18 protein-coding genes and 1 pseudogene are annotated in these 23,133 nt (G+C 53.1%); all 19 read left to right on the forward strand.

Annotated elements, in window-relative coordinates; all coding sequences use genetic code 11:
* Window positions 1-31: 31 nt before the first annotated feature.
* The 19 genes and pseudogenes from NST04_RS12275 to murG all read left to right on the forward strand — a co-directional run bounded on the left by NST04_RS12275 (window position 32) and on the right by murG (window position 23,009).
* Window positions 32-391 (forward strand): DUF3397 domain-containing protein, encoded by a 360-nt coding sequence (locus NST04_RS12275; RefSeq protein ID WP_305954367.1) that lies wholly within the window; start codon window positions 32-34, stop codon window positions 389-391.
* Between the two features lie 150 nt (window positions 392-541).
* The gene (locus tag NST04_RS12280; protein ID WP_341184453.1) at window positions 542-2,260 is read left to right on the forward strand and encodes a peptide ABC transporter substrate-binding protein; all 1,719 of its coding nucleotides are present in this window, start codon (window positions 542-544) and stop codon (window positions 2,258-2,260) included.
* 225 nt (window positions 2,261-2,485) lie between these two features.
* A complete protein-coding gene (locus NST04_RS12285; RefSeq protein WP_076076346.1) occupies window positions 2,486-3,418 on the forward strand; it encodes an ABC transporter permease in 933 nt (310 codons plus the stop codon).
* A 3-nt stretch (window positions 3,419-3,421) separates the two neighbouring features.
* Window positions 3,422-4,369: an ABC transporter permease gene (locus NST04_RS12290; protein WP_341184454.1), complete on the forward strand. Its 948-nt coding sequence runs from the start codon at window positions 3,422-3,424 to the stop codon at window positions 4,367-4,369.
* Between the two features lie 26 nt (window positions 4,370-4,395).
* Window positions 4,396-4,936: pseudogene (locus tag NST04_RS34000) on the forward strand (peptide ABC transporter ATP-binding protein); the annotation flags it as partial.
* 8 nt (window positions 4,937-4,944) lie between these two features.
* Window positions 4,945-5,865, forward strand: coding sequence for an ABC transporter ATP-binding protein (locus NST04_RS12300; protein ID WP_341151112.1), 921 nt, complete (start codon window positions 4,945-4,947; stop codon window positions 5,863-5,865).
* A 195-nt stretch (window positions 5,866-6,060) separates the two neighbouring features.
* Window positions 6,061-7,692: a bacillithiol biosynthesis cysteine-adding enzyme BshC gene (gene bshC, locus NST04_RS12305; RefSeq protein WP_341184456.1), complete on the forward strand. Its 1,632-nt coding sequence runs from the start codon at window positions 6,061-6,063 to the stop codon at window positions 7,690-7,692.
* 25 nt (window positions 7,693-7,717) lie between these two features.
* Complete coding sequence (locus tag NST04_RS12310; protein WP_341184457.1) at window positions 7,718-8,989, forward strand: adenosylhomocysteinase; 1,272 nt, start codon at window positions 7,718-7,720, stop codon at window positions 8,987-8,989.
* Window positions 8,990-9,198: 209 nt separating this feature from the next.
* Window positions 9,199-9,636, forward strand: a complete 438-nt coding sequence (gene mraZ / locus NST04_RS12315; RefSeq protein ID WP_036690220.1) for a division/cell wall cluster transcriptional repressor MraZ — start codon at window positions 9,199-9,201, stop codon at window positions 9,634-9,636.
* Window positions 9,637-9,675: 39 nt separating this feature from the next.
* Entirely contained in the window at window positions 9,676-10,629 is a 954-nt protein-coding gene (gene rsmH / locus NST04_RS12320; RefSeq protein ID WP_341184458.1) for a 16S rRNA (cytosine(1402)-N(4))-methyltransferase RsmH, read from the forward strand.
* 23 nt (window positions 10,630-10,652) lie between these two features.
* Window positions 10,653-11,051, forward strand: coding sequence for a hypothetical protein (locus NST04_RS12325; protein ID WP_341184459.1), 399 nt, complete (start codon window positions 10,653-10,655; stop codon window positions 11,049-11,051).
* 42 nt (window positions 11,052-11,093) lie between these two features.
* Entirely contained in the window at window positions 11,094-13,325 is a 2,232-nt protein-coding gene (locus NST04_RS12330; protein ID WP_341184460.1) for a penicillin-binding transpeptidase domain-containing protein, read from the forward strand.
* 90 nt (window positions 13,326-13,415) lie between these two features.
* A complete protein-coding gene (locus NST04_RS12335; RefSeq protein ID WP_341185229.1) occupies window positions 13,416-15,344 on the forward strand; it encodes a stage V sporulation protein D in 1,929 nt (642 codons plus the stop codon).
* 94 nt (window positions 15,345-15,438) lie between these two features.
* Window positions 15,439-16,926 (forward strand): UDP-N-acetylmuramoyl-L-alanyl-D-glutamate--2,6-diaminopimelate ligase, encoded by a 1,488-nt coding sequence (locus NST04_RS12340; protein WP_341184461.1) that lies wholly within the window; start codon window positions 15,439-15,441, stop codon window positions 16,924-16,926.
* Window positions 16,926-18,335: a UDP-N-acetylmuramoyl-tripeptide--D-alanyl-D-alanine ligase gene (locus NST04_RS12345; RefSeq protein WP_341185230.1), complete on the forward strand. Its 1,410-nt coding sequence runs from the start codon at window positions 16,926-16,928 to the stop codon at window positions 18,333-18,335. The genes NST04_RS12340 and NST04_RS12345 overlap by 1 nt, the downstream gene beginning before the upstream one ends.
* A 15-nt stretch (window positions 18,336-18,350) precedes the next feature.
* Entirely contained in the window at window positions 18,351-19,316 is a 966-nt protein-coding gene (gene mraY / locus NST04_RS12350; RefSeq protein WP_341184462.1) for a phospho-N-acetylmuramoyl-pentapeptide-transferase, read from the forward strand.
* Window positions 19,317-19,319: 3 nt separating this feature from the next.
* Window positions 19,320-20,741, forward strand: coding sequence for a UDP-N-acetylmuramoyl-L-alanine--D-glutamate ligase (murD, locus tag NST04_RS12355; RefSeq protein ID WP_341184463.1), 1,422 nt, complete (start codon window positions 19,320-19,322; stop codon window positions 20,739-20,741).
* Window positions 20,742-20,790: 49 nt separating this feature from the next.
* A complete protein-coding gene (gene spoVE / locus NST04_RS12360) occupies window positions 20,791-21,888 on the forward strand; it encodes a stage V sporulation protein E (RefSeq protein WP_036724276.1) in 1,098 nt (365 codons plus the stop codon).
* Window positions 21,889-21,893: 5 nt separating this feature from the next.
* Window positions 21,894-23,009, forward strand: a complete 1,116-nt coding sequence (gene murG / locus NST04_RS12365; RefSeq protein WP_341184464.1) for an undecaprenyldiphospho-muramoylpentapeptide beta-N-acetylglucosaminyltransferase — start codon at window positions 21,894-21,896, stop codon at window positions 23,007-23,009.
* Window positions 23,010-23,133 lie beyond the last annotated feature (124 nt).

The raw sequence follows: 23,133 nt of genomic DNA on the forward strand, positions 1-23,133 counted from the left end.
CTGTTTGGAATTTCTCCGGAATTCGTTCGGCGTGTTAAGCGTTATTCCGATTGTTCCTTTTTTGATTGTGTATTTCGCAGGAATCGGGCTGAGGCATGATAAGAGGAAAACAATGATGCTGGCGATGGACGTAACTACTTTGTTTTTATTGCTGTCAGTTTCGGGACTGTTTAATATTATTTTCGACTCAACCTTTGGATTCTTTCTTATACTACTTATTGTATTAATATCCGCCGGACTGATTGGCGGTGCGCAAAACCGTCTCAAAGGAGGGGTGGACGGAAAACGGTTACTTCGTGCTGTATGGCGGCTTTCATTCTTTTTCCTGGGCGTAGGTTACGTATTATTTATGGTTGTAGGCCTCATTCAATACATATCACAAGCGATGTAACGTTCCACTGCTCCGGTGAAGCGTCAACGTCACAAAATTTTAAAGAATTAAAAAAAAGTCGTTTTCAGAAAATATTGCTCTAGATTTTTTTGACCACTGGTTGTATAATCATAAACCATATACCACATTCTATTTAGGGGGAACTGCTAGATGAAGAAGAGTAAAAGTCTATTGCTCATGATCGCAATAGTTCTGGTGATCGGCACAGTGCTTGCTGGCTGCGGCGGAAACAAGAACAATGCGAACAGCGGCACCAATGCAGCGGCGACGACTGCACCAGAGGGCAGCACGAACACAGGAACAACAGGTGACGAGAAGCTGGCTGCTGACCAGACACTTAGAGTCAACCTGACTGCAGAACCACCTACGTTTAACCCTGCACAAGCTCAGGACAGCCAAGCCAACACCGTCCTGAAAACTATGTATGAAGGCCTGACCCGTATGAATGATGAAACTGGCCAAGCTGAGCCGGGTATTGCTGAAAAGTGGGATATTTCCGCTGACGGACTGGTATATACGTTCCACCTGCGTGATGCACAGTGGAGCAACGGTGACCCTGTAGAAGCTGCTGACTTCGTTCGCGCATGGAAAATCGTGCTCGATCCTAACACAGATCCTACTGCACCTTACGCTTATCAATTGTACTACCTGAAGAATGCTGAAGAATATTATGGAAAGAAAATTACAGATTTCAGTCAAGTGGGCGTAAAAGCTGTAGATGCGAAAACTCTTGAAGTTACGCTGAAAGCACCAACTCCTTACTTCCTTGGACTTCTGTCCTTCTATACTTATTACCCTGTACACAAATCCGTTGAGGGTAATGCTAAATGGGCTACAAGCAAAGACACTATGATCACTAACGGCGCGTTCACACTGACTGAGTGGACTACCGGCCAATCCCTGCAAGTTAGCAAGAACGATAAATACTGGGATGCTGCCAACATCAAGCTGGCGAAAATCGACTTCTCCCTGGTTAACAGTGGAGCAACTGAACTCTTGAGCTACAAGAACGGCGAGCTTGACCGCGCTGGTGCACCTCACGGTGAAATCCCGCAAGAACAAGTACCAATCGTACAGAAAGAGTTCCCTAAAGAATTCCAGAGAAAAGGTATCGCAAGTACCTACTACTATGAATTCAACATCACTGAAAAACCGTTTGACAATGTAAAAATCCGTAAAGCTCTTGCAATGTCTATTAACCGTCAATCGCTGATTGACAACGTAGCACAGGGCGGACAGCTTCCAGCCTTCGGGTATGTACCTCCAGGTATCGCGGGCGCTGACGGTGAATACCGTACTGCAGTTAAAGACGACTACTTCAAAGAAGATATTGAAGGAGCCAAAGCATTGCTGAAAGAAGGTCTGGCTGAAGAAGGTCTGACTGAGCTGCCACCAATTGAATTGTCTTACAACACAAGTGAAGGCCACAAGAAAATCGCTTTGGCTGTAGCTGATATGTGGAAACAGGCTCTGGGTATCACTGTAAACACTGTGAACCAGGAGTGGGCAGTATTCATCGACAACCGCCAGAACCTGAACTACCAGATCGCACGTGCCGGCTGGACTGCGGATTACAATGATCCAATGACCTTCCTGGATATGTGGGTAACAGGCGGCGGTAACAATGATACTGGTTACGCTAACCCTGAATATGACAAGCTGATTAACGAAGCCAAAACAAGCTCTGACCTGGCAAAGCGCCAAGAATTGTTTGCACAGGCTGAGAAAATGATCATTCAGGATGACATGATCCTGATTCCATTCTACTACTACACTAACAACTCCCTGACTAAAGAGTACCTCAAAGGTGTAACTCTTGACTTCAGCGGTGCAATTGACTTCACTCGCGCTTACCTGCTCGAGCACTAAGAATGACAGAACCTTCAGCTTATATAACTGAATAGTGATAGTCTGAAGGGAACTTTACACTTCGGGATATATATGTGGAATTCCATATATATCCCTTTTTTTTGCATTTCAGGCTTTTTGTTAAACATTTCACGAACTTACAAAATAAGAAATTAGACAAATGGCCATTTTTTTCATAAAATCTAATTATGTGTCTCAAAAAAGTTAAAGGAGGTGTTGATGGGGATGGTTCGTTATATTGCCAATAAGTTTTTCTATATGGTTGTCTCGCTATTTGTGCTGATTTCAGCGACCTTTTTTCTGATGAAAGCTATTCCGGGGGACCCGTTTACTTCTGAAAAGAAGGTTCCACCAGAAATAAAAGCGCGTTTATACGAGCAATATGGATTGGACAAGCCGCTCTATCATCAGTATTTCAAGTATTTGGGTGAAATTGCCCAAGGTGATCTGGGTGTATCCATGAAGCGTCTGAATCAGGATGTAACACACTTGATCGGCCAGACATTCTCGGCGTCTCTGAAGCTGGGGCTTATCGCAATTCTCGTGTCGGTTATTGTCGGAGTCTTCCTCGGCATGATGGCGGCACTCTATCACCGCAAGTTTATTGACAGTGCAGCAATGGTGCTGGCGGTGCTGGGGATTGCGGTTCCGAGCTTTGTAGTCGCCTCGCTGCTGCAATATGTGTTTGCTTACAAGTTCCACATGTTCCCGGTCTCCGGGTTCAAAGGGCCGATGTATTATGTCTTGCCGGTAACCGCGTTATCAGCGCAGCCTATAGCCTTCATAGCGAGGCTGACGCGCTCCAGTATGCTGGAGGTCCTGCATGCAGATTACATCAAGACGGCTAAGGCCAAAGGCCTAAGCTGGGCAGCTATCTTGAGCCGTCACGTGCTGCGTAACGGAATTCTGCCGGTGGTAACCTATATGGGACCTATGACAGCTAACATCGTAACCGGTTCTGTCGTAATTGAGCAGATTTTCGGTGTCGGGGGGATCGGCAAGCAATTTGTCGAAGCGATAGGTGTCCGCGATTATACCGTTATTATGGGGATTACGATCTTCTATGGTGTACTTCTTATGGTAGCACGGTTTATTACTGACATTGCTTATGTGTTTATAGATCCGCGTATCAAACTATCTGGCGGAAAGGAGGGCTAACGAGTGGCTTTTGACAAAAATTTGGTATCGCAGGATGCGAACCTGAAACCGGAAGATTTCCGTAAGGTCGGAATTGATGAACGGCAGGCTGAAGTCATTCAGCGCGAAAGTCTGTCCGCCTGGCGGGATTCCTGGGAGCGTCTGCGCCAGAATAAAATGGCAATGACCGCGCTGGGGGTTCTTGGACTGATCGTACTGGCTGCAATTTTTGCGCCGTTCTTCTCAAAGTTCAATTACTACTCTAATGATTTGCTCAACACGAATAAGCCCCCATCATCCGCTCACTGGTTTGGTACAGATGATCTGGGACGCGATATCTTTGTCCGTACCTGGTACGGTGCACGAATCTCGCTGATTGTCGGCCTTGCCGCTGCTGCCATTGACCTTTTCATCGGGGTTATCTACGGCGGAATCATGGGTTACTTCGGTGGCCGTGTAGACAATATCATGAATAAGATTTCTGAAATTCTGTACTCCATTCCATATCTGCTGGTAGTAATCCTGTTGCTGGTTGTACTTGAACCAAGTCTGGGTACCATTATCCTGGCGCTAACGATAACGGGCTGGATTACGATGTCCTGGATTGTGCGCGGCGAGATTATGCAGCTTAAGAACCGTGAATTCGTATTGGCTTCACGTTCGATGGGTGCAGGGTCCAAGCGGCTGTTGTTCAAGCATCTTTTGCCGAATGCTGTAGGACCCATTATTGTAACGATTACGCTGTCCGTACCAAATGCCATCTTTGCCGAAGCGTTCCTGAGCTTCCTCGGTCTTGGTGTACAGGCTCCGGTCGCTTCACTCGGATCGATGATCAATGACTCATTGACCGGTTGGATGTATTATCCGTGGCGGTTCCTGTTCCCGGCGATTCTTATCAGTTTAACGATGCTTTCCTTTAATATTTTTGGTGACGGCCTGCGTGATGCGCTTGACCCTAAGCTGAAAAAATAGGAAATAAATAATGATGGAACCCATGCGGCAAAGATATTGGCATGATATTTCAAGACCCGATGACTTCTTTGAACCCAATGATCCAAGTGGGCAAACAGATAACCGAAGTTTTGATCTAACATCAGAATATATCAGCGGCCGAAGCGAATAATCAAGCTATTGAAATGCTGAGGGTAGTGAGCATTATGAATGCGGAGGCTCGCTTTAACCAATATCCCCAAGAAATCTCCGGCGATGTGGAACATTCGCTTGGGACCTCCATCATCCTGATTACACATTCCTGGCGTAATTGCCGTGAGATGTGACCGGGTTATCGTAGTACACCAAGGGTATTGTGCGGCTGGTGCCGCAGCTTACCCGAAGAAGGGCGGGCAGGTGATTCCGATCACTTTAGCTTCCCCGGATCTGATTAAGCCGCCGGTCGGTTATCCGTTCACAGCGCGCTGCAGGGAAGCAGTGCTTCTTGTGAAGGAATGGATTGATCCCGGCATCACAGAGTTCAGTGATACGCTTATGGCGCACTGCTGGAATCTGCATTCGATGGCCAAGGAGGTGCAGTTCGTTTGAGTAAGAATCTGAGCAAGAATCTGATTGAAGTAGAAGGCCTTAAGAAATATTTCAATGTGGGCAAAGGAAGAGTTCTTAAGGCAGTTGATAATATTAGCTTCTCCATCCGCGAAGGTGAAACCCTGGGAATGGTAGGGGAGTCCGGCTGCGGCAAGACTACTGCAGGCCGTACAGTTCTCCGCTTGTATGAGCCGACTGCAGGCAGCGTGAAATACAATGGTACGGATATCTACAAACTGTCCGGCAGCAAGATGAAGACGATGCGCCGTGATATGCAAATGATCTTCCAGGACCCGTATGCCTCGCTTAACCCGCGGTTCACGGTGTCTGACATTATCGGTGAAGCGCTGGACATTCATGGTCTGGCCGGAAGCCGCCAGGAACGCAAGAAGCGGATTGAAGAGCTGCTGGATATGGTTGGCCTTAACCATGATCACGCTACCCGTTATCCGCATGAATTCTCCGGTGGTCAACGTCAGCGTATCGGGATTGCCCGCTCGCTTGCCGTGAACCCTAAGTTCATCGTGTGCGATGAGCCGATCTCGGCACTCGATGTATCCATCCAGGCGCAGGTCGTTAACCTCCTCAAGGAGCTGCAGGACCGTCTTGGACTTACTTATCTCTTCATCGCGCATGACTTGTCCATGGTTAAGCATATCAGTGACCGTGTGGCCGTTATGTACCTGGGCAAAATGGTAGAACTGGCGGAAAGCGAAGAGTTGTACGCTAATCCGATCCATCCGTATACCAAATCCCTGCTCTCGGCGATTCCGGTTCCGGACCCAGAGATTGAAGCGAACAAAAAACGCATTCATCTGCATGATGAGCTGGGCAGCCCGATTTATGCGGCCGGCGAGAAAACAAATGACAGTGATTATGAACTGGTTGAGGTGTCCAAGGGACATTTCGTAGCCAAACAATTTGCCTAAACTTAAAATCGCAGGCGGAAGCGTAGGCGGGAGCATTCAGCTCTCGCCTATTCTTTCGATTTACGGATATCCTTCCTAAGGATGGCGTATATTACTTTGACGCCACACCCAACATTGGATACAATCATAAAGGGTTTACCGGTTTATGAATTACATATAGCAGCAGGTTATTGCAGAACAAGGAGGCCATTATCGATGAATGTTGTACCGGAACCACTGCCGGGCGGATCTGCGCTCGCCAGTGACTATATACATCAATACGAAACAGTAGGACATTTGTATGGCGGGGACTTCCGCAGCCCGGAGAGCCGTGCAGACCGTGCAGCGTGGCTTGATCGTACTGGAAGCCTGCGGGCAGACCGCGCAGAGGTTGTCTCATACCTGCGCAGCTACAATAGCAAGCATAATTCCAATGAGGCCGTTGTCCGTTCGCTTGAATTGCTGGAACAGCCTGAGACCCTGGTAGTGACAGGCGGACAGCAGAGCGGCTTGTTCACAGGCCCTCTATTCGTGGTCTATAAGGCCATTACTACCATTCAGGCAGCCAGGGAGGCAGCGGCCCAGCTTGGCCGGCCTGTCGTTCCGCTGTTCTGGATTGCGGGTGAGGACCATGACTGGGATGAGGTCAATCATACCTATGTGCTGAACCGGAGCGGCGAAATTACCCGGATCAAGCTGGATAAAGGCGAAGGGCCCCGGTCCTCGGTCAGCGAGATTAAGGTGGATGCCGAGAGCTGGCTTCAGGCAGTTGCGCAGCTGGACGGCTTATTACAGGACAGTGAATTCAAACCGCAGCTGATGGAGCTGGTTACGGCTGCATCTACGGGCGCCGGGAATATGACGGAGGCGTTCGCCAAGCTGATGGGATCTTTGTTCGGCAAATTCGGACTGATTCTGCTGGATTCTGCCGATCCTGCCCTGCGCAGGCTGGAAGCGCCCATGTTCGCTTCCATGATTGAGCGGAATGATGAGCTGGAGGCAGCTTATCTTGCAGCAGCTGAACGGATTACGGCCAGCGGATATGAGCTTCAGGCCGATGTGACGCCCGGCAATGCGAATCTTTTCTATATTCATGAGGGTGCAAGGCTTCTGCTCCATAAGGCGGAGGGACGGTTCGCAGACCGGAAAGCTACTGTCTCCTTCTCCCGTTCTGAGCTGCTGGAGCTACTGAAGAGCCATCCCGAACGGTTCAGCAACAATGTGCTAACCCGCCCGCTGATGCAGGACTATGTACTTCCTGTACTTGCTACGGTGCTAGGACAAGGGGAAATGGCTTACTGGGCGATTCCGCATCAAGCCTTCAGGGTGCTGGACGGACAGATGCCGCTGATTATTCCGCGCATGTCTTTTACAGTCATTGAGGGAACGCTTCGCAAGCATATGGATAAATACGGCTTGTCCTTCACAAATGTGCAGGCGGGTCTGGATGATAAACGTAAGGCGTGGCTAAGCGCTCAGGATGAGCTGAAGCTCGAAGACAAATTCGAAGAGATTAAGACAGTATTCTCCGGGATGTATGAGCCGCTGATCGAACAGCTTGGCAGTATTCAGGCAGGACTGCTGAAGCTGGGCAGCAATAATAAGGATAAGATTATTGACCAGATCTCCTTCCTGCAGGGCAAAGCTCTGGATGCAATGGAGAAGCAGAATGAGGCTGCACTTCGCCAGTGGGAACGGATTGAGCTGTCGCTAATGCCGCTGGGTAAGCTGCAGGAGCGGGTCTACAATATGATGTATTATCTGAACCGCTACGGGCTGGAATGGCTGGAGGAATTGATGGCTGTGCCTGCTGACTACAGCGGAACACACCGTATTATTTATATGTAAGCAAATTATTCTAGGGGGTCCTACCATGAGTTCATTATCCAAGCAAAACAGTATTGTTGCCGATATGTCGCTTGCACCCGAGGGGCATCTCAAAATCGACTGGGTTCGCCAGCATATGCCGGTACTGAACCGTATCCGTGAGCAGTTCGAAGCCGAGCAGCCGTTCAAGGGGCTCAAGGTATCGATCACCCTTCACCTGGAAGCCAAGACCGCTTATCTGGCCAAGGTAGTGCAGGCAGGCGGCGCTGAGGTAACAATTACAGGCTCCAACCCGTTATCTACGCAGGACGATGTGTGTGCTGCACTCGTTGAGGATGGCATTACCGTATTTGCCAAGTACAATCCTTCCCCGGAAGAGTTCAAGGCACTGAATATCCGGGCACTGGAGAGCAAGCCGGATCTGATTATCGACGACGGCGGCGATTTCGCCACCCTGCTGCACTCCGAGCGCCCCGATCTGATGGAGAATATCCGCGGGGGAGCTGAGGAGACAACCACAGGTATTATCCGCCTGAAGGCGCTCCAGAAGCAGGGCATGCTGAAATTCCCGATGGTGGCGGTAAATGACGCTTATTGCAAATATTTGTTCGATAACCGTTACGGCACAGGACAGTCGGCATGGGACGGCATTGTCCGGACCACCAACCTGATTGTCGCCGGCAAAACCGTGGTTGTGGTGGGCTACGGCTGGTGCGGTAAAGGTGTAGCGATGCGGGCCAAGGGACTCGGAGCGAACGTAATTGTTACGGAAGTGGATGCGATCAAGGCGGTAGAGGCACATATGGACGGATTCCATGTCATGCCGATGCTGGAAGCGGCGAAGCAAGGAGACTTTTTCGTGACTGTTACCGGGAACCGGTACGTCATTCGCGGTGAGCATTATGATGTGATGAAGGATGGCGCGATTCTCTGCAATGCCGGGCATTTCGATGTGGAGGTCAACAAGCCGGAGCTGGCTGAGCGCTCAGTGTCCCAGCGGACGGTGCGCAAGAACATCGAAGAATATCAGCTGAAGGACGGACGCAAGCTGTATCTCCTGGCTGAAGGACGTTTGGTGAACCTGGGCGCAGCCGATGGTCATCCGGCAGAGATTATGGATACCACCTTCGCACTCCAGGCCCTGTCCCTTAAATATGTGAATGACAATTATAAGAGCATTGGCGTCAAAGTGGAGAATGTACCTTATGTGCTGGATGAGCAGGTAGCGCGTTACAAGCTGGAAAGTCTGGGGATATCCATCGACAGCCTGACACAGGCGCAAGTGGAGTATCTGGACAGCTGGAATCTGAACGACTAAGGATATGGATCTGCACGAGCCCGGAGCCAATCACATTGGCCCGGGCTTTTGCGTGTCCGCAGGGGATGCAAGAATAGCCTCTTGACAAATAAGAAAAAATTACCTTGCTCCGGAAAAAGGTTTTTGATTTTTAATGGCGAATCTATTATGCTTAGGTGGTGAAAAGTGGGGCAAAGTGGGGAATCGGGATTCAGAGGTGGGGAATGAGCATGTTCATGGGGGAATACCAGCACAGCATTGACGATAAAGGCCGGATCATTATCCCGGCCAAGTTCCGTGATATGCTCGGAACCTCCTTCGTGGCGACCCGCGGCCTGGACTCCTGCCTGTTTGTTTATCCCATGGAAGAATGGGGAATCATGGAGCAAAAGCTTAAAAGCCTTTCACTGATGAAATCGGATGCCCGTGCCTTCAGCCGCTTTTTTTTCTCGGGAGCAACTGAGTGTGTATGGGACAAGCAAGGCAGGGTGAATCTGCCGGGGAATCTGCGGCAATATGCCAAGCTGGACAAGGACTGTGTTATTCTGGGCGTTTCGAACCGGGTGGAGATCTGGAACAAGGAGCTATGGGAGCAGTACTTCGAACAGTCAGAGGAATCGTTCAACGAAATCGCCGAGAAATTGGTGGATTTCAATTTTGATCTATAAAACATAACATTTCGAATTACTGCCTTGGAGGGATGCAGCTTGTTTCACCACATCACGGTACTAAAAGAAGAAGCGACAGAAGGGCTGCACATCAAGAAGGATGGCCTATATGTAGATTGTACGCTCGGGGGAGCCGGGCACAGCGCCCTTATCGCATCCAAGCTTAGCGGCACTGGACGGCTGATCTGTCTGGATCAGGATGACTGGGCGCTGAACAACGCGAAAGAGAGATTGTCCGAATACGGCGACAAGGTGGTAACCGTCAAGACCAACTTCCGCGATCTGGAGCAGGTGTTGAAGGAACTGCCGTTTGTTCCGCAGAAGGACGGAGTTCCTCAGGTAGACGGGATTCTCTTTGATCTGGGGGTATCCTCTCCGCAGTTTGATGAAGGGGAACGAGGCTTCAGCTACAACCATGACGCCCCGCTGGATATGCGGATGGACCAGTCGGCACAGCTGAGTGCGGCAGATATCATCAATACCTGGAGCGAGCAGGACATTGCCAGGGTGCTTTTCCAGTATGGAGAAGAGAAATTCTCACGGCGGATTGCCCGGAAGATTGTAGAGCGCAGGGAAGAACGCCCGGTAGAGACCACCGGAGAGCTGGCCGAGCTAATCAAGGAAGGCATTCCTGCGGCGGCAAGAAGGACCGGCGGACATCCGGCTAAGCGGAGTTTTCAGGGGCTGCGGATTGCCGTCAATGATGAGCTGGGTGCTTTTGAGGAAGGGCTGCATGCGGCTGTGCGCTGTCTGGCGCCTGAGGGAAGGGTATCCGTTATTACCTTTCACTCGCTGGAGGACCGGATCTGCAAGCAGATTTTCAGCAGCTACTTAAGCCGTTGCACTTGTCCGCCTGACCTTCCGTACTGCGTGTGCGGTGCTGAAGGCACCCTGAAGCTGATCAACCGCAAGCCTATTGTGCCGGGGGAAGAAGAGCTGGAGCTTAACTCGCGTGCCCGTTCAGCCAAGCTGCGTATCGCAGAGAAATTGTAGATGACGATAAAGGAGAATCAGAGATGGCTTATACCCGCGGAAATTTAGCAGTTCAACCTAAGAGAAAACAAGAGGCAAACCCGCTGTACCGTGAGAAAACGAAAGTTGTCACCAGGCGCAGAGTGCTGCCGCTGCAGGAGAAGCTTTTGTACATGCTGACACTGGGAGCCTTTATTCTGGTAGCAGCCTCCCTGATCTGGCGTTACGTCCATATTTACGATTTGAATATGCAGGCCCAGAAGCTGGACAGCGAGATCGCGAAGAGCAAAAAGCAAATTGCCACGTTCAAAATGGAGAAGCAGACGCTGGAGCAGATGATTGTCCCGCGGGCGAAGGAATTGGGCTTTGTGGTCCCTTCTGAGGAATCTACTATCTATGTTCCGCTTAGCAGCCAGGCTACTGACAAAGCCGGTAAAAAATAGCGATGAACGGCAATCGCAATAATAGAGGTTGTGAGGTACCTTATGGTTAAGAGAATCAAACTTCGCACGCTGTTTATAGGAGGGTGTATTACCCTCTTTTTTCTTGTTTTAGTTGCCAGAGTATTCTGGATTCAGGTTCTGCAAGGCAAGGAGTGGCAGGAGACCGCGGCTAAGCAGTGGGCCCATACTTCAACCATCAAGGCCGTCCGCGGGGTGATCGAAGACCGTAACGGCAATGTTCTGGCCAGTGATGTGCCTGCCTACACGGTGGTGGTTAACCCTGAGGTCATTGCCGAGAAAAAAATCGGCGAAGAGGTGATTCAAGGCCTGCATGAGCTGCTGAACAAACCGGCGGATGAGCTGAAGAAGCTGGTGGAGGCGAAGGATAAAGACGGGAAATATCTGAAGAACCGTGAGATTCGTAATGAAGGCTGGAAAATCGATGAGGAAATGAAGGATAAAGTGACGGCTTTCGTTGAGAAGCTCAAGAAGGAGCATGATACGCTGGAAACCGGTGTCGGACTCGTCAGAGAGCAGAAGCGCTATTATCCGAAGGGTTCGCTCGCTGCGCATATTCTGGGTTACACCGACAGGGATGGCAAAGCGGCCATGGGACTGGAAAAGTATCTGGACAAACAGCTCTCCGGTACGGACGGCGAGTTGAACTACCAGAGTGACGGCAAGGGCATCAAGCTGCCCGATTCGAAGGATACATTCCAGCCTGTGGTGAATGGAAGCAACTACAAGCTGACGATTGACAGCACGATTCAGTTCTATATTGAAGAGGCTATGAAAAAGGCGTATGCGGAGTATAAGCCGAAGTCAATCAGTGTCATTGCGGCCGACCCGAAGACGATGGAGATTCTGGGTCTGGCGAATATGCCTACTTTTAACCCGAATGAATACTATGATCTTAATCAGGATGCAGCCGGCTTCTATAACCATGCTATTATGACGAGATTCGAGCCGGGTTCTACGTTCAAGATTGTACCGCTGGCGGGTGCCGTGCAGGAGAAGCTGTTCAATCCGAATGCCACCTTCCAGTCCGGTTCTGTCCGGATCAAGGGATACAGCAAGCCAATCTATGATATGAACAGAGCCGGTTACGGAACGATTAGTTTCCTTGAAGGGGTTAAGCGGTCGAGTAACGTTGCGTTCGTAAAGCTTGGCTATGAGATGCTGGGCAAGGAGAAGCTGCTGCAGTATATCACAGATTTCGGGTTCACGGAAAAGACAGGCATTGACCTCCCGGGAGAGGTTACGGGAATTGTCAACCCTGATCCAAGCAGGGCGGTAGAGAATGCGACGCTTGCCTATGGACACGGGAAGCTGCTGGTGACCCCGATTCAGCAACTCACAGCCGTCGCAGCCATTGCGAACGGCGGCAAGCTGCTGGTGCCGCATGTAGTGAAGGAGGTTACCGATCCGAACACCGGCAAGACCACAGTTACTCAGCCTGAGGTTGTACGGCAGGTACTCTCCGAAGCAAGTGCAAGAGAGACGAGCAGCTATCTGGAGCAGGTAGTGGCAGATCAGCAGCACGGAACCGGCCGGCATGCTTACATTGAGGGATATCGCGTGGCCGGCAAGACAGGTACGGCGATTAAGCCAGACGGTAAGGGCGGGTATGACCGCGACAAGGTTCGCTCCTCCTTCCTTGGCTATGCACCGGCTAATGACCCGAAGATCGCAGTCTTCGTCATCATTGACGAGCCTGCTGATGCGGCCGGTGGCGGCGCTGCTGCGGGTCCGGTCTTCAAGGATATCGTCTCCCAGGCGCTTCCTTATATGGGCGTGCCCAAAGCAGGCGATGTCACAGGCCCTGCTGACAAGAAGACGGTGAAAGCCGAGGCTGTGGTCCAGCGCAAAGCGCCGGATCTGACCGGCAAGACGGTGAAAGCGGCAAGACAGCTGCTCATTAATCAGGGCTTTGATTTCGAAGCTGTGGGCCAAGGGGCGGATGTAGTCAGCCAGTACCCTGAGAAGGGCACCGCACTGACCGCCGGGCAGCGCATCTATCTGTTAAGTGAGCAGGGAGAGAATGTGACGCTTCCGGATCTGCGCGGGCAGTCACTGCGCGATGCGCTGGAGATTCTGAACCTGCTGAAGGTGGGGATCTCCGTCAATGGAGAAGGTTATGTCACAGAGCAGACGCAGACCAAGAATAAAGGTAAAACCCAGGTTGCGCTGACGCTTAGCCCGCTTAATGAGTATGGCGAGAATATACCTGTTGCCTTAGCCGGTGATGCCGATAAGGATGAAGCTGCTAAGTAGCAAACATATAGGCTTGTTCTAACCCCTGTTTGTCCCGAATAGTCATGAAGGTAAGAGATCATGTCTATGAACGAAAGCGGGGAGAACAGAGTGAAGGTATCAAAAGTCGTTAGCCGGCGGAGAATGCTGTGGACGCTGCTGGGACTGGCCGTGTTGTTCGGCGCGCTGGCTGTGCGTCTTGCCTATGTACAGTTAACCCAAGGCGAGAAGCTGAGCGAGAAGGCCGAGGATTTATGGCGGCGGAATATCCCCTTCACCGCCAAACGCGGCGAGATTCTGGACAGGGAGGGTGTGGCGCTGGCTTATAACATCAGCTCACCGACGATTTATGCCATTCCTGTACAGGTGAAAGAGAAGGAACAGACCGCGAAGCAGCTAGCTCCGCTGCTCGGCATGACCGAGGAGAAGCTAACCCAGCTGCTGACCCAAAAGAAGGCCTCAGTGAAACTGCAGCCCGGCGGCCGCAAAATTACGATGGAGCTTGCCGCGAGCATCCGTAATTTGCAGCTGCCGGGCATCGTTGTCGCTGAGGACAACAAACGGTATTATCCCTTCGGGGATCTGGCCGCACATATTCTGGGCTTCACCGGAATCGACAATCAGGGGATTACCGGAATTGAGAGCATCTATGATAAGCTGCTTCAGGGGAGCGCGGGCAATATCTCCTATCTCTCCGATGCGGGAGGCCGGCTGATGCCCGGGTCCTCCGAGAAGTACACGCAGCCGCAGGATGGACTTAGCCTGCAGCTGACCATCGACAAGCAGATTCAATCCATTATGGAACGCGAGCTGGATCAGGCCATGGTGAAATATCAGGCGCAGGGCGCCTGGTCTATTGCCATGGACCCCCGCAATGGCGAAATTCTGGCGATGGCGAGCCGGCCGGGGTATGAGCCGGGGAGCTACCAGGAATACGATGCTGAGGTATATAACCGTAATCTTCCGATCTGGATGACGTATGAGCCAGGTTCCACCTTCAAGATCATCACGCTGGCTGCGGCATTGGAGGAGGGGAAGGTAGATCTGCAGCATGAGCATTTTTTCGATCCGGGTTACATTGAAGTCGGCGGTGCTAAGCTGCGCTGCTGGAAGAAGGGCGGTCACGGAAGTCAGACCTTCCTTGAAGTGGTCGAGAACTCCTGCAACCCGGGGTTCGTTGCCTTGGGGCAGCGTCTGGGTAAGGATACGCTGTTCAAGTACATCCGTGATTTCGGCTTCGGGAGCAAGACAGGCATCGATCTGAACGGTGAAGCGAATGGAATTCTGTTCAAGCCCGCCCAGGTTGGTCCGGTGGAGCTGGCGACCACGGCATTCGGCCAGGGGGTGTCCGTCACGCCGATTCAGCAGATTGCTGCGGTATCGGCAGCCATCAACGGCGGCAAGCTGTATACTCCGCATGTGGCCAAAGCCTGGATTAACCCGGATACCGGGAACGTTGTCTCTGAGACCGAGCCGGAGGAAGTGCGGCAGGTGATCTCGGAGGAGACCTCGAAGAAAGTGCGGGCTGCCCTTGAGAGCGTAGTTGCCAAAGGCACAGGCCGGCCGGCATTTATTGACGGCTACCGTGTGGGCGGCAAGACAGGGACAGCACAGAAGGTAATCAACGGCCGTTATTCTCCTACAGAGCATATCGTATCCTTTATCGGCTTTGCGCCGGCGGATGATCCGCAGATCGTAGTCTATACGGCAGTCGATAACCCGAAGGGAATTCAATTCGGGGGTGTAGTTGCCGCTCCGATTGTCCAGAATATTCTTGAGGATTCTCTTCTGTATCTGAAGGTTCCGGAGCGTAAGGATCAGCTGCCGAGAACCTATAAATACGGAGAGACTCCCATAGTGACGGTCCCTGATCTTACGGGGGCAACTGTTCAGGATATCTATGAGGATCTGAATATGAATTTCATGCTGGTCCGTTCCGGCACCGGCAACACCGTGATCAATCAGGCTCCTAAGCCTGGGGCAAGAGTGCAGCAGGGCTCCACCATCCGGATTTACATGGGAACGCCAAGTGAGCCTTAAGCTTTGTTATATACTGAAAAACTTACAGGTACAATTTATTAAGATGGATAATTTACCCAAAATATAAGGATTTTATGCAGAGTGAGGGATAGGTATGTTAATTAAAGAACTCTCTTCTTGTCTGGCGGCTGCCCGTCTATACGGGGACGGAGACATAGAAATTTCGGATTTGCAGGCCGATTCACGCAAGGTGGGTCCGGGCGATTTGTTCATCTGTCTGCCCGGACATACAGTGGACGGACATGATTACGCACCTCAGGCTGCCGCCAAAGGCGCGGCTGCTCTGGTCTGCGAACGGAAGCTGGACATTGACCTGCCGCAGATCGTGGTGGATGACTGCCGGTATGCCATGTCTGTGCTGTCCAATGCCTTCTTCGGTTCACCGAGCAGCCGGATGAAGCTGATCGGCATCACTGGTACCAACGGCAAGACAACCACCACCTATCTGATTGAACGGATCATGCAGGATCATGGGGTGAAGACTGGCCTGATTGGTACGATCCAGATGCGGTATGACGGTCAGAGCTATCCGATGTCCGGTACGACACAGGAATCGCTGGAGCTTCAGCGCAGCCTGAATCAGATGGCGCTTAAGGGTGTACAGTGCTGTGTAATGGAAGTCTCCTCCCATGCGCTCCAGCAGGGCCGGGTAAAGGGGACCGACTACCGCACCGCGATCTTTACGAATTTGACCCAGGATCACCTGGATTACCACCATACGATGGAGGAGTACCGCGCAGTGAAGGGCTTGTTCTTCTCACGGCTCGGCAACGTGATCTCCCCTTGGAAGGAAGAACGCAAATATGCTGTGCTGAATGCCGACGATGAAGCCAGCGCCTATTTTGCCGCCCAGACCGCAGCGGAGGTCATTACATATGGTATCGACAAGGCTGCCAATGTCCGGGCATCGCAAATATCGATCACCGCCAAAGGAACTTTTTTCCACGTGGAGACGTTTAAGGGTGAGACGGATATTTCGCTTCGCATGGTCGGCAAGTTCAACGTCTATAATGCGCTTGCGGCTATTACAGCCGCACTGCTTGAGGATGTGCCGCTTGCGGACATCAAGGCCAGCCTGGAGTCGGTTTCCGGCGTGGACGGCCGTGTCGAATCGGTCGATGCCGGGCAGGATTTCGCAGTCATCGTTGACTATGCGCATACGCCAGACGGTCTGGAGAATGTGCTGAAGGCGGTATGTGAATTTGCAGCAGGCAAGGTCCTCACGGTCTTCGGCTGCGGCGGGGACCGCGATACGACCAAACGGCCGCTCATGGGCAAGATTGCTGCGAAATACAGCGACCATGTGCTGGTCACCTCTGACAACCCGCGGACGGAGGACCCGCTGCAGATTCTGGCCGATATTGAGGCCGGCCTGCGTGAGGATGGTGTGGAGCGCGGGCGCTATGAGATGATTCCGGACCGGCGGGAAGCCATCACAAAAGCTATTGAAATGGCAAGCCCCGGCGATGTAGTATTGATTGCGGGGAAAGGTCATGAGACCTATCAGCTGATCAAGGGAGTCGTTCATGATTTCGATGACCGCATCGTTGCTAAAGAAGTGATAAGGGGCCGAAGCTATTGATTATTAGAACATTGCATAATGTCGCGGAAATGTGCGGAGGAGAGCTGTCCTCATCCGAAGCTAAGGATATAGAGATTCAGGGAGTCGTAACCGACTCGCGCAAAATATCGGCGGACTGCCTGTTCGTCCCGCTGGTTGGAGAGAACTTCGACGGCCATCACTATGCGGCCGCTTCACTGGCGGCGGGAGCTGCCGCTACCCTCTGGCAGAGGGATAAGGGGCCTGCACCCGCAGGCGGCGGAATTATTCTGGTAGAGGACACTTTAGCGGCACTGCAAAAGCTGTCCTCCGCCTATTTGGCTGAGGTGGCCCCCCAGGTGGTTGCCGTAACGGGAAGCAACGGCAAGACGACAACCAAGGATATGATTACAGCACTGCTGGAAGTGCAGTATAAGGTGCACAAGACCCAAGGGAACTTCAACAATCATATCGGACTGCCGCTTACGATTCTCTCCATGGACAGCGATGTGGAGATCGCTGTGCTGGAGATGGGCATGAGCTCACGGGGAGAGATCGCCCTCTTGTCTCTGCTCGCTTCTCCTGACGTAGCGGTGATTACCAATGTCGGCGAATCCCATCTGCTCCAGCTTGGCTCCCGCAAGGAGATTGCCAGAGCGAAGCTTGAGATTGTGGACGGACTTCAGCCGGGCGGGCTGCTGATCTATAACGGGGATGAGCCGCTGCTTGCCGAGGTTCTGGCAGAGCCAGGCTTCCGCACGCCTGAAGGGCTACAGACCTTCCGCTTCGGGCAGTCGGCTGACAATGATGATTATCCGACCGGCCTGATGACTCACAGCGGGGGGATGACCTTCACCTCGCGGCGGCATGGGGAGCGGGCCTTTACCCTTCCGCTGCCCGGACAGCACAATGTAATTAATGCGCTTGCTGCGCTTGCAGTGGCGCGTCACTATAAGGTGACGGATGAGAATATGGCAGAAGGACTAAGCGGCCTCAAGCTGACTGGAATGCGGATTGAGGTTGTTCAGGCGGCCAGCGGACTGGTTCTGCTGAATGATGCCTATAATGCCAGTCCCACCTCCATGAGAGCGGCGATTGATGTGCTGCAGTCCATGAAATGCAGCGGCCGCAGAATCGCGGTGCTGGGGGACATGCTGGAACTCGGGCCGGAGGAGCTGGAGTTCCACAGGCAGATCGGCAGCTATCTCGATCCGGCGCTTACGGATATTGTATTCACCTTCGGCCCGCTGTCGGCGCAGCTTGCGGCGGCGGCCTCAGAGCGGTTCGAGGCCGGGCATATCTTTGCTTTTACGGATAAAGAAGCCTTGATCGATGCCTTGAATGCGAAGTGCGGCAATGACGATGTTGTGTTGTTCAAAGCATCCAGAGGGATGCGGCTGGAGGAAGTGCTGAAGCGCTTGAAAGAACATTCTGAAGCGAATGCTAATTAAAGGAGGGGTGTACCCATGGATTATCAATTACTTCTGCTGACTATTGCTGTGTCCTTTATCCTTGCGGTCATTGCCGCTCCGCTGATCATACCGCTGCTGCGCCGGCTTAAGCTGGGGCAGCAGGTTCGTGACGACGGGCCCCAGACCCATCTGAAAAAGGCGGGAACCCCTACCATGGGCGGCGTAATCATCATGGTCGCGTTCACGCTGTCTTTTCTGAAATTCTCGGTCATTAATTCGGATTTCTATGTACTGCTGGCTGCTACGCTGGGCTATGGCCTCATTGGATTCCTGGATGATTATATCAAAATTGTGTTCAAGCGCTCCCTCGGCCTTACGGCGCGGCAGAAGCTGCTGGGCCAGCTGCTGGTCGGCGTCGTGCTCAGCGTTCTGCTGATCTCGGCCGGACATCATACGAATATCAGCGTTCCGGGAACCTCCTTCAGCTTCGACTGGGGCCCCTGGTTCTATTATCCTTTCATTGTGTTGATGATGATGGCGGTCACGAATGCTGTTAACTTCACGGACGGCGTGGATGGTCTGCTGTCAGGCGTAAGCGCGATTGCGCTCGCTGCCTTCGCGGTGGTAGCCATGCAGGCAACCTCGATTGCCGCTGGTGTCTGTGCGGCTGCGATGATTGGCGCAGTGCTTGGCTTTCTCGTATTCAATGCCCATCCTGCCAAGGTGTTCATGGGCGATTTCGGCTCCTTCGGGATCGGCGGGGCGGTTGGCGCGATTGCTATTGTCACCAAGACCGAGCTGCTCTTTGTGGTGATCGGCGGAGTCTTCGTGGTTGAAATGCTGTCCGTAATTATTCAGGTCGCTTCGTTTAAGACACGCGGCAAACGGGTATTCAGAATGAGCCCGATCCATCATCACTTTGAGCTGGGCGGCTGGTCGGAGTGGCGTGTAGTCGTCTCCTTCTGGGCGGTGGGCCTTGTGCTGGCGGCAGCTGGACTATATCTCATCAAGGGGTTGTAACGAATGAAACATCCGGATCTGTACCGTGGTCAAGAGGTGGTTGTCCTAGGGCTCGCTAAAAGCGGCGTCCAGGTGGCCAAGGTGCTGCATGAACACGGCGCTGTGGTGACGGTGAATGATAAAAAGGAAAGAGATCAGAGTCCCGAAGCTTCCGAACTGGAATCTTTGGGAATTTCTGTTATATGCGGCGGGCATCCGGACAGCTTGATCCACGAGGGTGTGGAGCTGGTTGTCAAGAATCCGGGGATTCCCTATTCGGTTGCTCCGGTACAGCAGGCGCTGGAGCTGGGGATTGAAGTGGTGACCGAGGTAGAGGTCGCGTATCACCTCTGCGCTGCCCCGATGATCGGTATCACCGGCTCTAACGGCAAGACGACCACAACGACCTGGGTGGGCCATATGCTGGAGGCAGCGGGGATGCGGCCCATTGTGGCCGGGAACATAGGAACGCCGCTCTCTCAGGCCGCACAGGAGGCTGACGCGGACAACTGGATGGTGGTCGAGCTAAGCAGCTTCCAGCTGAAGGGCACGGAAGCGTTCCGGCCCAAGATTGCTGCCTTGCTGAATGTCGCGGAGACCCACCTGGACTACCATGGAGGCATGGAGGATTATGTAGCCTCCAAATCCAAGCTGTTCGCCAATCAGGGACCGGAGGATACTGCTGTGCTGAACTGGGATGATCCGGTCTGCCGCGAGCTGGTGCCCTATTTGAAGGCGGGCATTCTGCCCTTCTCCATGAACGAGGAGCTGGTGCAGGGCATCTTCGTCCGCCCGTCCTACGTGGCGGACACGGATGACGAGCTGAAGCGGGTCATTATCTACCGCGATTACACCGGGAGCGAGACCGAAATTGCTGATGTCGATTCTATCGGACTTCCCGGCCGCTTCAATGTGGGGAATGCGCTGGCTGCCTGCGGCATTGCTATTGCCGCAGGGGCAGACCCGGCGGTGCTGGGCCCGGTGCTGGCTTCCTTCCGCGGGGTGGAGCACAGGCTGGAGTATGTAACAGACAAGGCAGGGGCCGCCTATTATAACAATTCCAAGGCTACCAATTCCAAAGCTACCTCTATGGCGCTGGCTTCCTTCCGGAAGCCGCTCATTCTTATTGCCGGGGGCTTGGACCGCGGCTCGGATTATATGGAGCTGCTGCCTGTCCTCGGGGAGAATGTCAAAGCCCTGGTGGCGCTTGGGCAGACCCGGGACAAGCTGGCGGCTGTAGCCCGGCTGGCAGGAGTAAAGACGGTCATCTCCGTCGATAATGGGGAGAGTGCCGCTGCTGTGCTGGAGCAGGCTGTGCGGGAGGCTTCGGCCCTGGCGGAAGCCGGGGATGTAGTTCTCCTGTCCCCTGCCTGTGCCAGCTGGGATATGTTTACCTCCTATGAGGAGCGCGGGCGTATTTTTAAAGAGGCGGTGCATAACCTTTAAGTAGGGGGGTGGATAAGCCCCTACTACGGATGCAAGAGGTGTGCTCCTGATGAACAAATCCCGTCATGCGCCCGATATCTGGCTGCTGCTTCCGATACTGGCTTTGCTGGCTATCGGTATGGTAATGGTATACAGTGCCGGGTCCGTTCTGGGCTTCCGCAATTATGGCGATTCGTTTTATTTTGTCAAAAGACAGATGCTGTTCGCAGGTCTCGGCCTCATCGCGATGTTCATTACAGCGAACACCGATTATCTGGTGCTGAAAAGGTTCGCCCGGCCGCTCCTGCTCGTGTGCTTCGCCCTGCTGGTGCTGGTGCTGATCCCCGGCATCGGCGTGGTGCGCGGCGGTGCACGCAGCTGGCTCGGCATCAGTTCCTTCGGTATTCAGCCCTCGGAATTCATGAAGATGGGGATGATCCTCTTCCTGGCCAAGTGGCTTGGAACCGAGGAGTATGACATCTCCAGCTTCATGCGCGGGCTGCTTCCGCCGCTTGCGCTGATCGGCTCTGCGTTCGCACTGATTATGCTGCAGCCGGATCTCGGTACAGGCACTGTCATGTTCGGCGCGGCCATGATGATGGTCTTCACAGCGGGGGCGCGGATGAAGCATCTGCTCTCCCTCGGTGCGCTGGGGCTGGCCGGGTTCGCCGGACTCATTGCCGCTGCGCCTTACCGGCTGCAGCGGATTACCGCCTTTCTGGACCCCTGGTCCGATCCGCTGGGTGCGGGTTATCAGATCATCCAGTCACTCTATGCGGTGGGCCCCGGCGGGCTGGGCGGACTGGGCTTCGGGATGAGCCGGCAAAAATACAGCTACGTCCCGGAGCCGCAGACTGATTTTATTTTCTCTATATTGGCCGAGGAGCTGGGGTTCATCGGGGGGCTTGCTGTGCTGCTGCTGTTCCTGCTGCTGATCTGGCGCGGAATGAAGGTAGCCATGAGCCTGCCGGACCGCTTCGGCAGTTATCTTGCTGTAGGCATAGTATGTATGGTCGCGGTTCAGGTGGTCATCAACATCGGTGTGGTGATCGGTCTGATTCCGGTAACCGGCATCACGCTTCCGCTGATCAGCTATGGCGGCTCATCACTCACCCTGATGCTCACAGCTCTTGGCATTCTGCTTAATTTATCCCGTTATGCGAGGTGAAAGACATGCGTATTGTACTTAGCGGCGGCGGCACGGGAGGACATATCTATCCTGCCGTAGCCGTAGCCAGACAACTGGAATCCGAAGATGCGGATTCTGTCTTCCTATATATCGGAGGCAAGCGGGGTCTGGAGAGCAAGCTGGTTCCCCAGGAGAACCTGCCTTTCCAGTCCATTGATATTACAGGCTTCCGCCGCAAGCTGTCGATGGATAATGTGAAGACGGTTATGCGGTTCCTGAAGGGGGTCAAAGCCTCCAAGGCCATGCTGCGCGAGTTCAAGCCTGATGTGGTTGTCGGTACCGGAGGGTATGTCTGCGGGCCTGTTGTGTATGCTGCCTCCCGGCTCGGTATTCCGACGCTGATCCATGAACAGAATGCGATTCCGGGACTGACCAACCGTTTTCTCAGCCGGTATGCCAGTACGGTCGCGGTTAGCTTTGAAGGTACAGAACCGGCTTTTCCAGGGGCCAAGAATGTAATTTATACGGGTAATCCCCGGGCCACTACGGTCATGACGGCGAACCCGCAGCGCGGCTTCGCTTCACTCGGCATTCCCGAAGGAAGCACGGTGGTGCTGGTTGTCGGAGGAAGCGGGGGAGCCAAGGCGATTAACCGCGCCATGATTGAAATGGCGCCATTTGTGGGTAAGGGTAATGGTGTTCACTATGTGTATGTGACCGGAGAGTCCTACTTTGAGGATACCCGCAAAGCGGTACGCGAGCAGCTCGGCGGTATTCCGAACTGGCTGCATATCCTCCCTTATGTTCACAATATGCCTGAGGTGCTGGCCTGCACTTCCCTGATCGTGAACCGGGCAGGCGCCTCTTTTCTGGCAGAGATTACCGCGCTTGGCATACCCTCTGTCCTCATTCCGTCTCCTAATGTAACGAACAACCATCAGGAAGCCAATGCCAGAGCACTGGAAGCTGAAGGTGCGGCAGTGGTGGTGCTGGAGAAGGACTTAAGCGGCGAGGCGCTGTTCACAGCCGTTCAGAAGATCATCGGAGCGGATACGCTGCGCCATAGCATGTCGGAGGCCTCAAGGCGCCTAGGCAAAAGAGATTCCGCCTCCCTGGTAGTCAGCGAGCTGCGCAGGCTGGCTGCAGGACGTAAACGCTAGAATCCGGGCTTACATTGTCACACACACGGGACTCCGAACATAGGATGATCCTATAATCGTGACAATCACCCAGAGCGCTTCTTGATGTCTGAGCCTTGGAGACGGAATCCGTTCCGTCCCATTA

The sequence above is a fragment of the Paenibacillus sp. FSL H7-0756 genome, from assembly GCF_038006765.1.
In the GTDB taxonomy this organism is placed as follows: domain Bacteria; phylum Bacillota; class Bacilli; order Paenibacillales; family Paenibacillaceae; genus Paenibacillus_AQ.

Excerpts from the sequence above, each read along its gene's own strand:
- NST04_RS12340 (WP_341184461.1), top strand. The coding sequence starts at position 15,439 with ATGTTAATTAAAGAACTCTCTTCTTGTCTGGCGGCTGCCCGTCTATAC.
- bshC (WP_341184456.1), top strand. The coding sequence starts at position 6,061 with ATGAATGTTGTACCGGAACCACTGCCGGGCGGATCTGCGCTCGCCAGT.
- mraY (WP_341184462.1), top strand. The coding sequence starts at position 18,351 with ATGGATTATCAATTACTTCTGCTGACTATTGCTGTGTCCTTTATCCTT.
- murG (WP_341184464.1), top strand. The coding sequence starts at position 21,894 with ATGCGTATTGTACTTAGCGGCGGCGGCACGGGAGGACATATCTATCCT.
- NST04_RS12280 (WP_341184453.1), top strand. The coding sequence starts at position 542 with ATGAAGAAGAGTAAAAGTCTATTGCTCATGATCGCAATAGTTCTGGTG.
- NST04_RS12330 (WP_341184460.1), top strand. The coding sequence starts at position 11,094 with ATGGTTAAGAGAATCAAACTTCGCACGCTGTTTATAGGAGGGTGTATT.
- NST04_RS12310 (WP_341184457.1), top strand. The coding sequence starts at position 7,718 with ATGAGTTCATTATCCAAGCAAAACAGTATTGTTGCCGATATGTCGCTT.
- mraZ (WP_036690220.1), top strand. The coding sequence starts at position 9,199 with ATGTTCATGGGGGAATACCAGCACAGCATTGACGATAAAGGCCGGATC.
- NST04_RS12325 (WP_341184459.1), top strand. The coding sequence starts at position 10,653 with ATGGCTTATACCCGCGGAAATTTAGCAGTTCAACCTAAGAGAAAACAA.
- NST04_RS12285 (WP_076076346.1), top strand. The coding sequence starts at position 2,486 with ATGGTTCGTTATATTGCCAATAAGTTTTTCTATATGGTTGTCTCGCTA.
- murD (WP_341184463.1), top strand. The coding sequence starts at position 19,320 with ATGAAACATCCGGATCTGTACCGTGGTCAAGAGGTGGTTGTCCTAGGG.
- spoVE (WP_036724276.1), top strand. The coding sequence starts at position 20,791 with ATGAACAAATCCCGTCATGCGCCCGATATCTGGCTGCTGCTTCCGATA.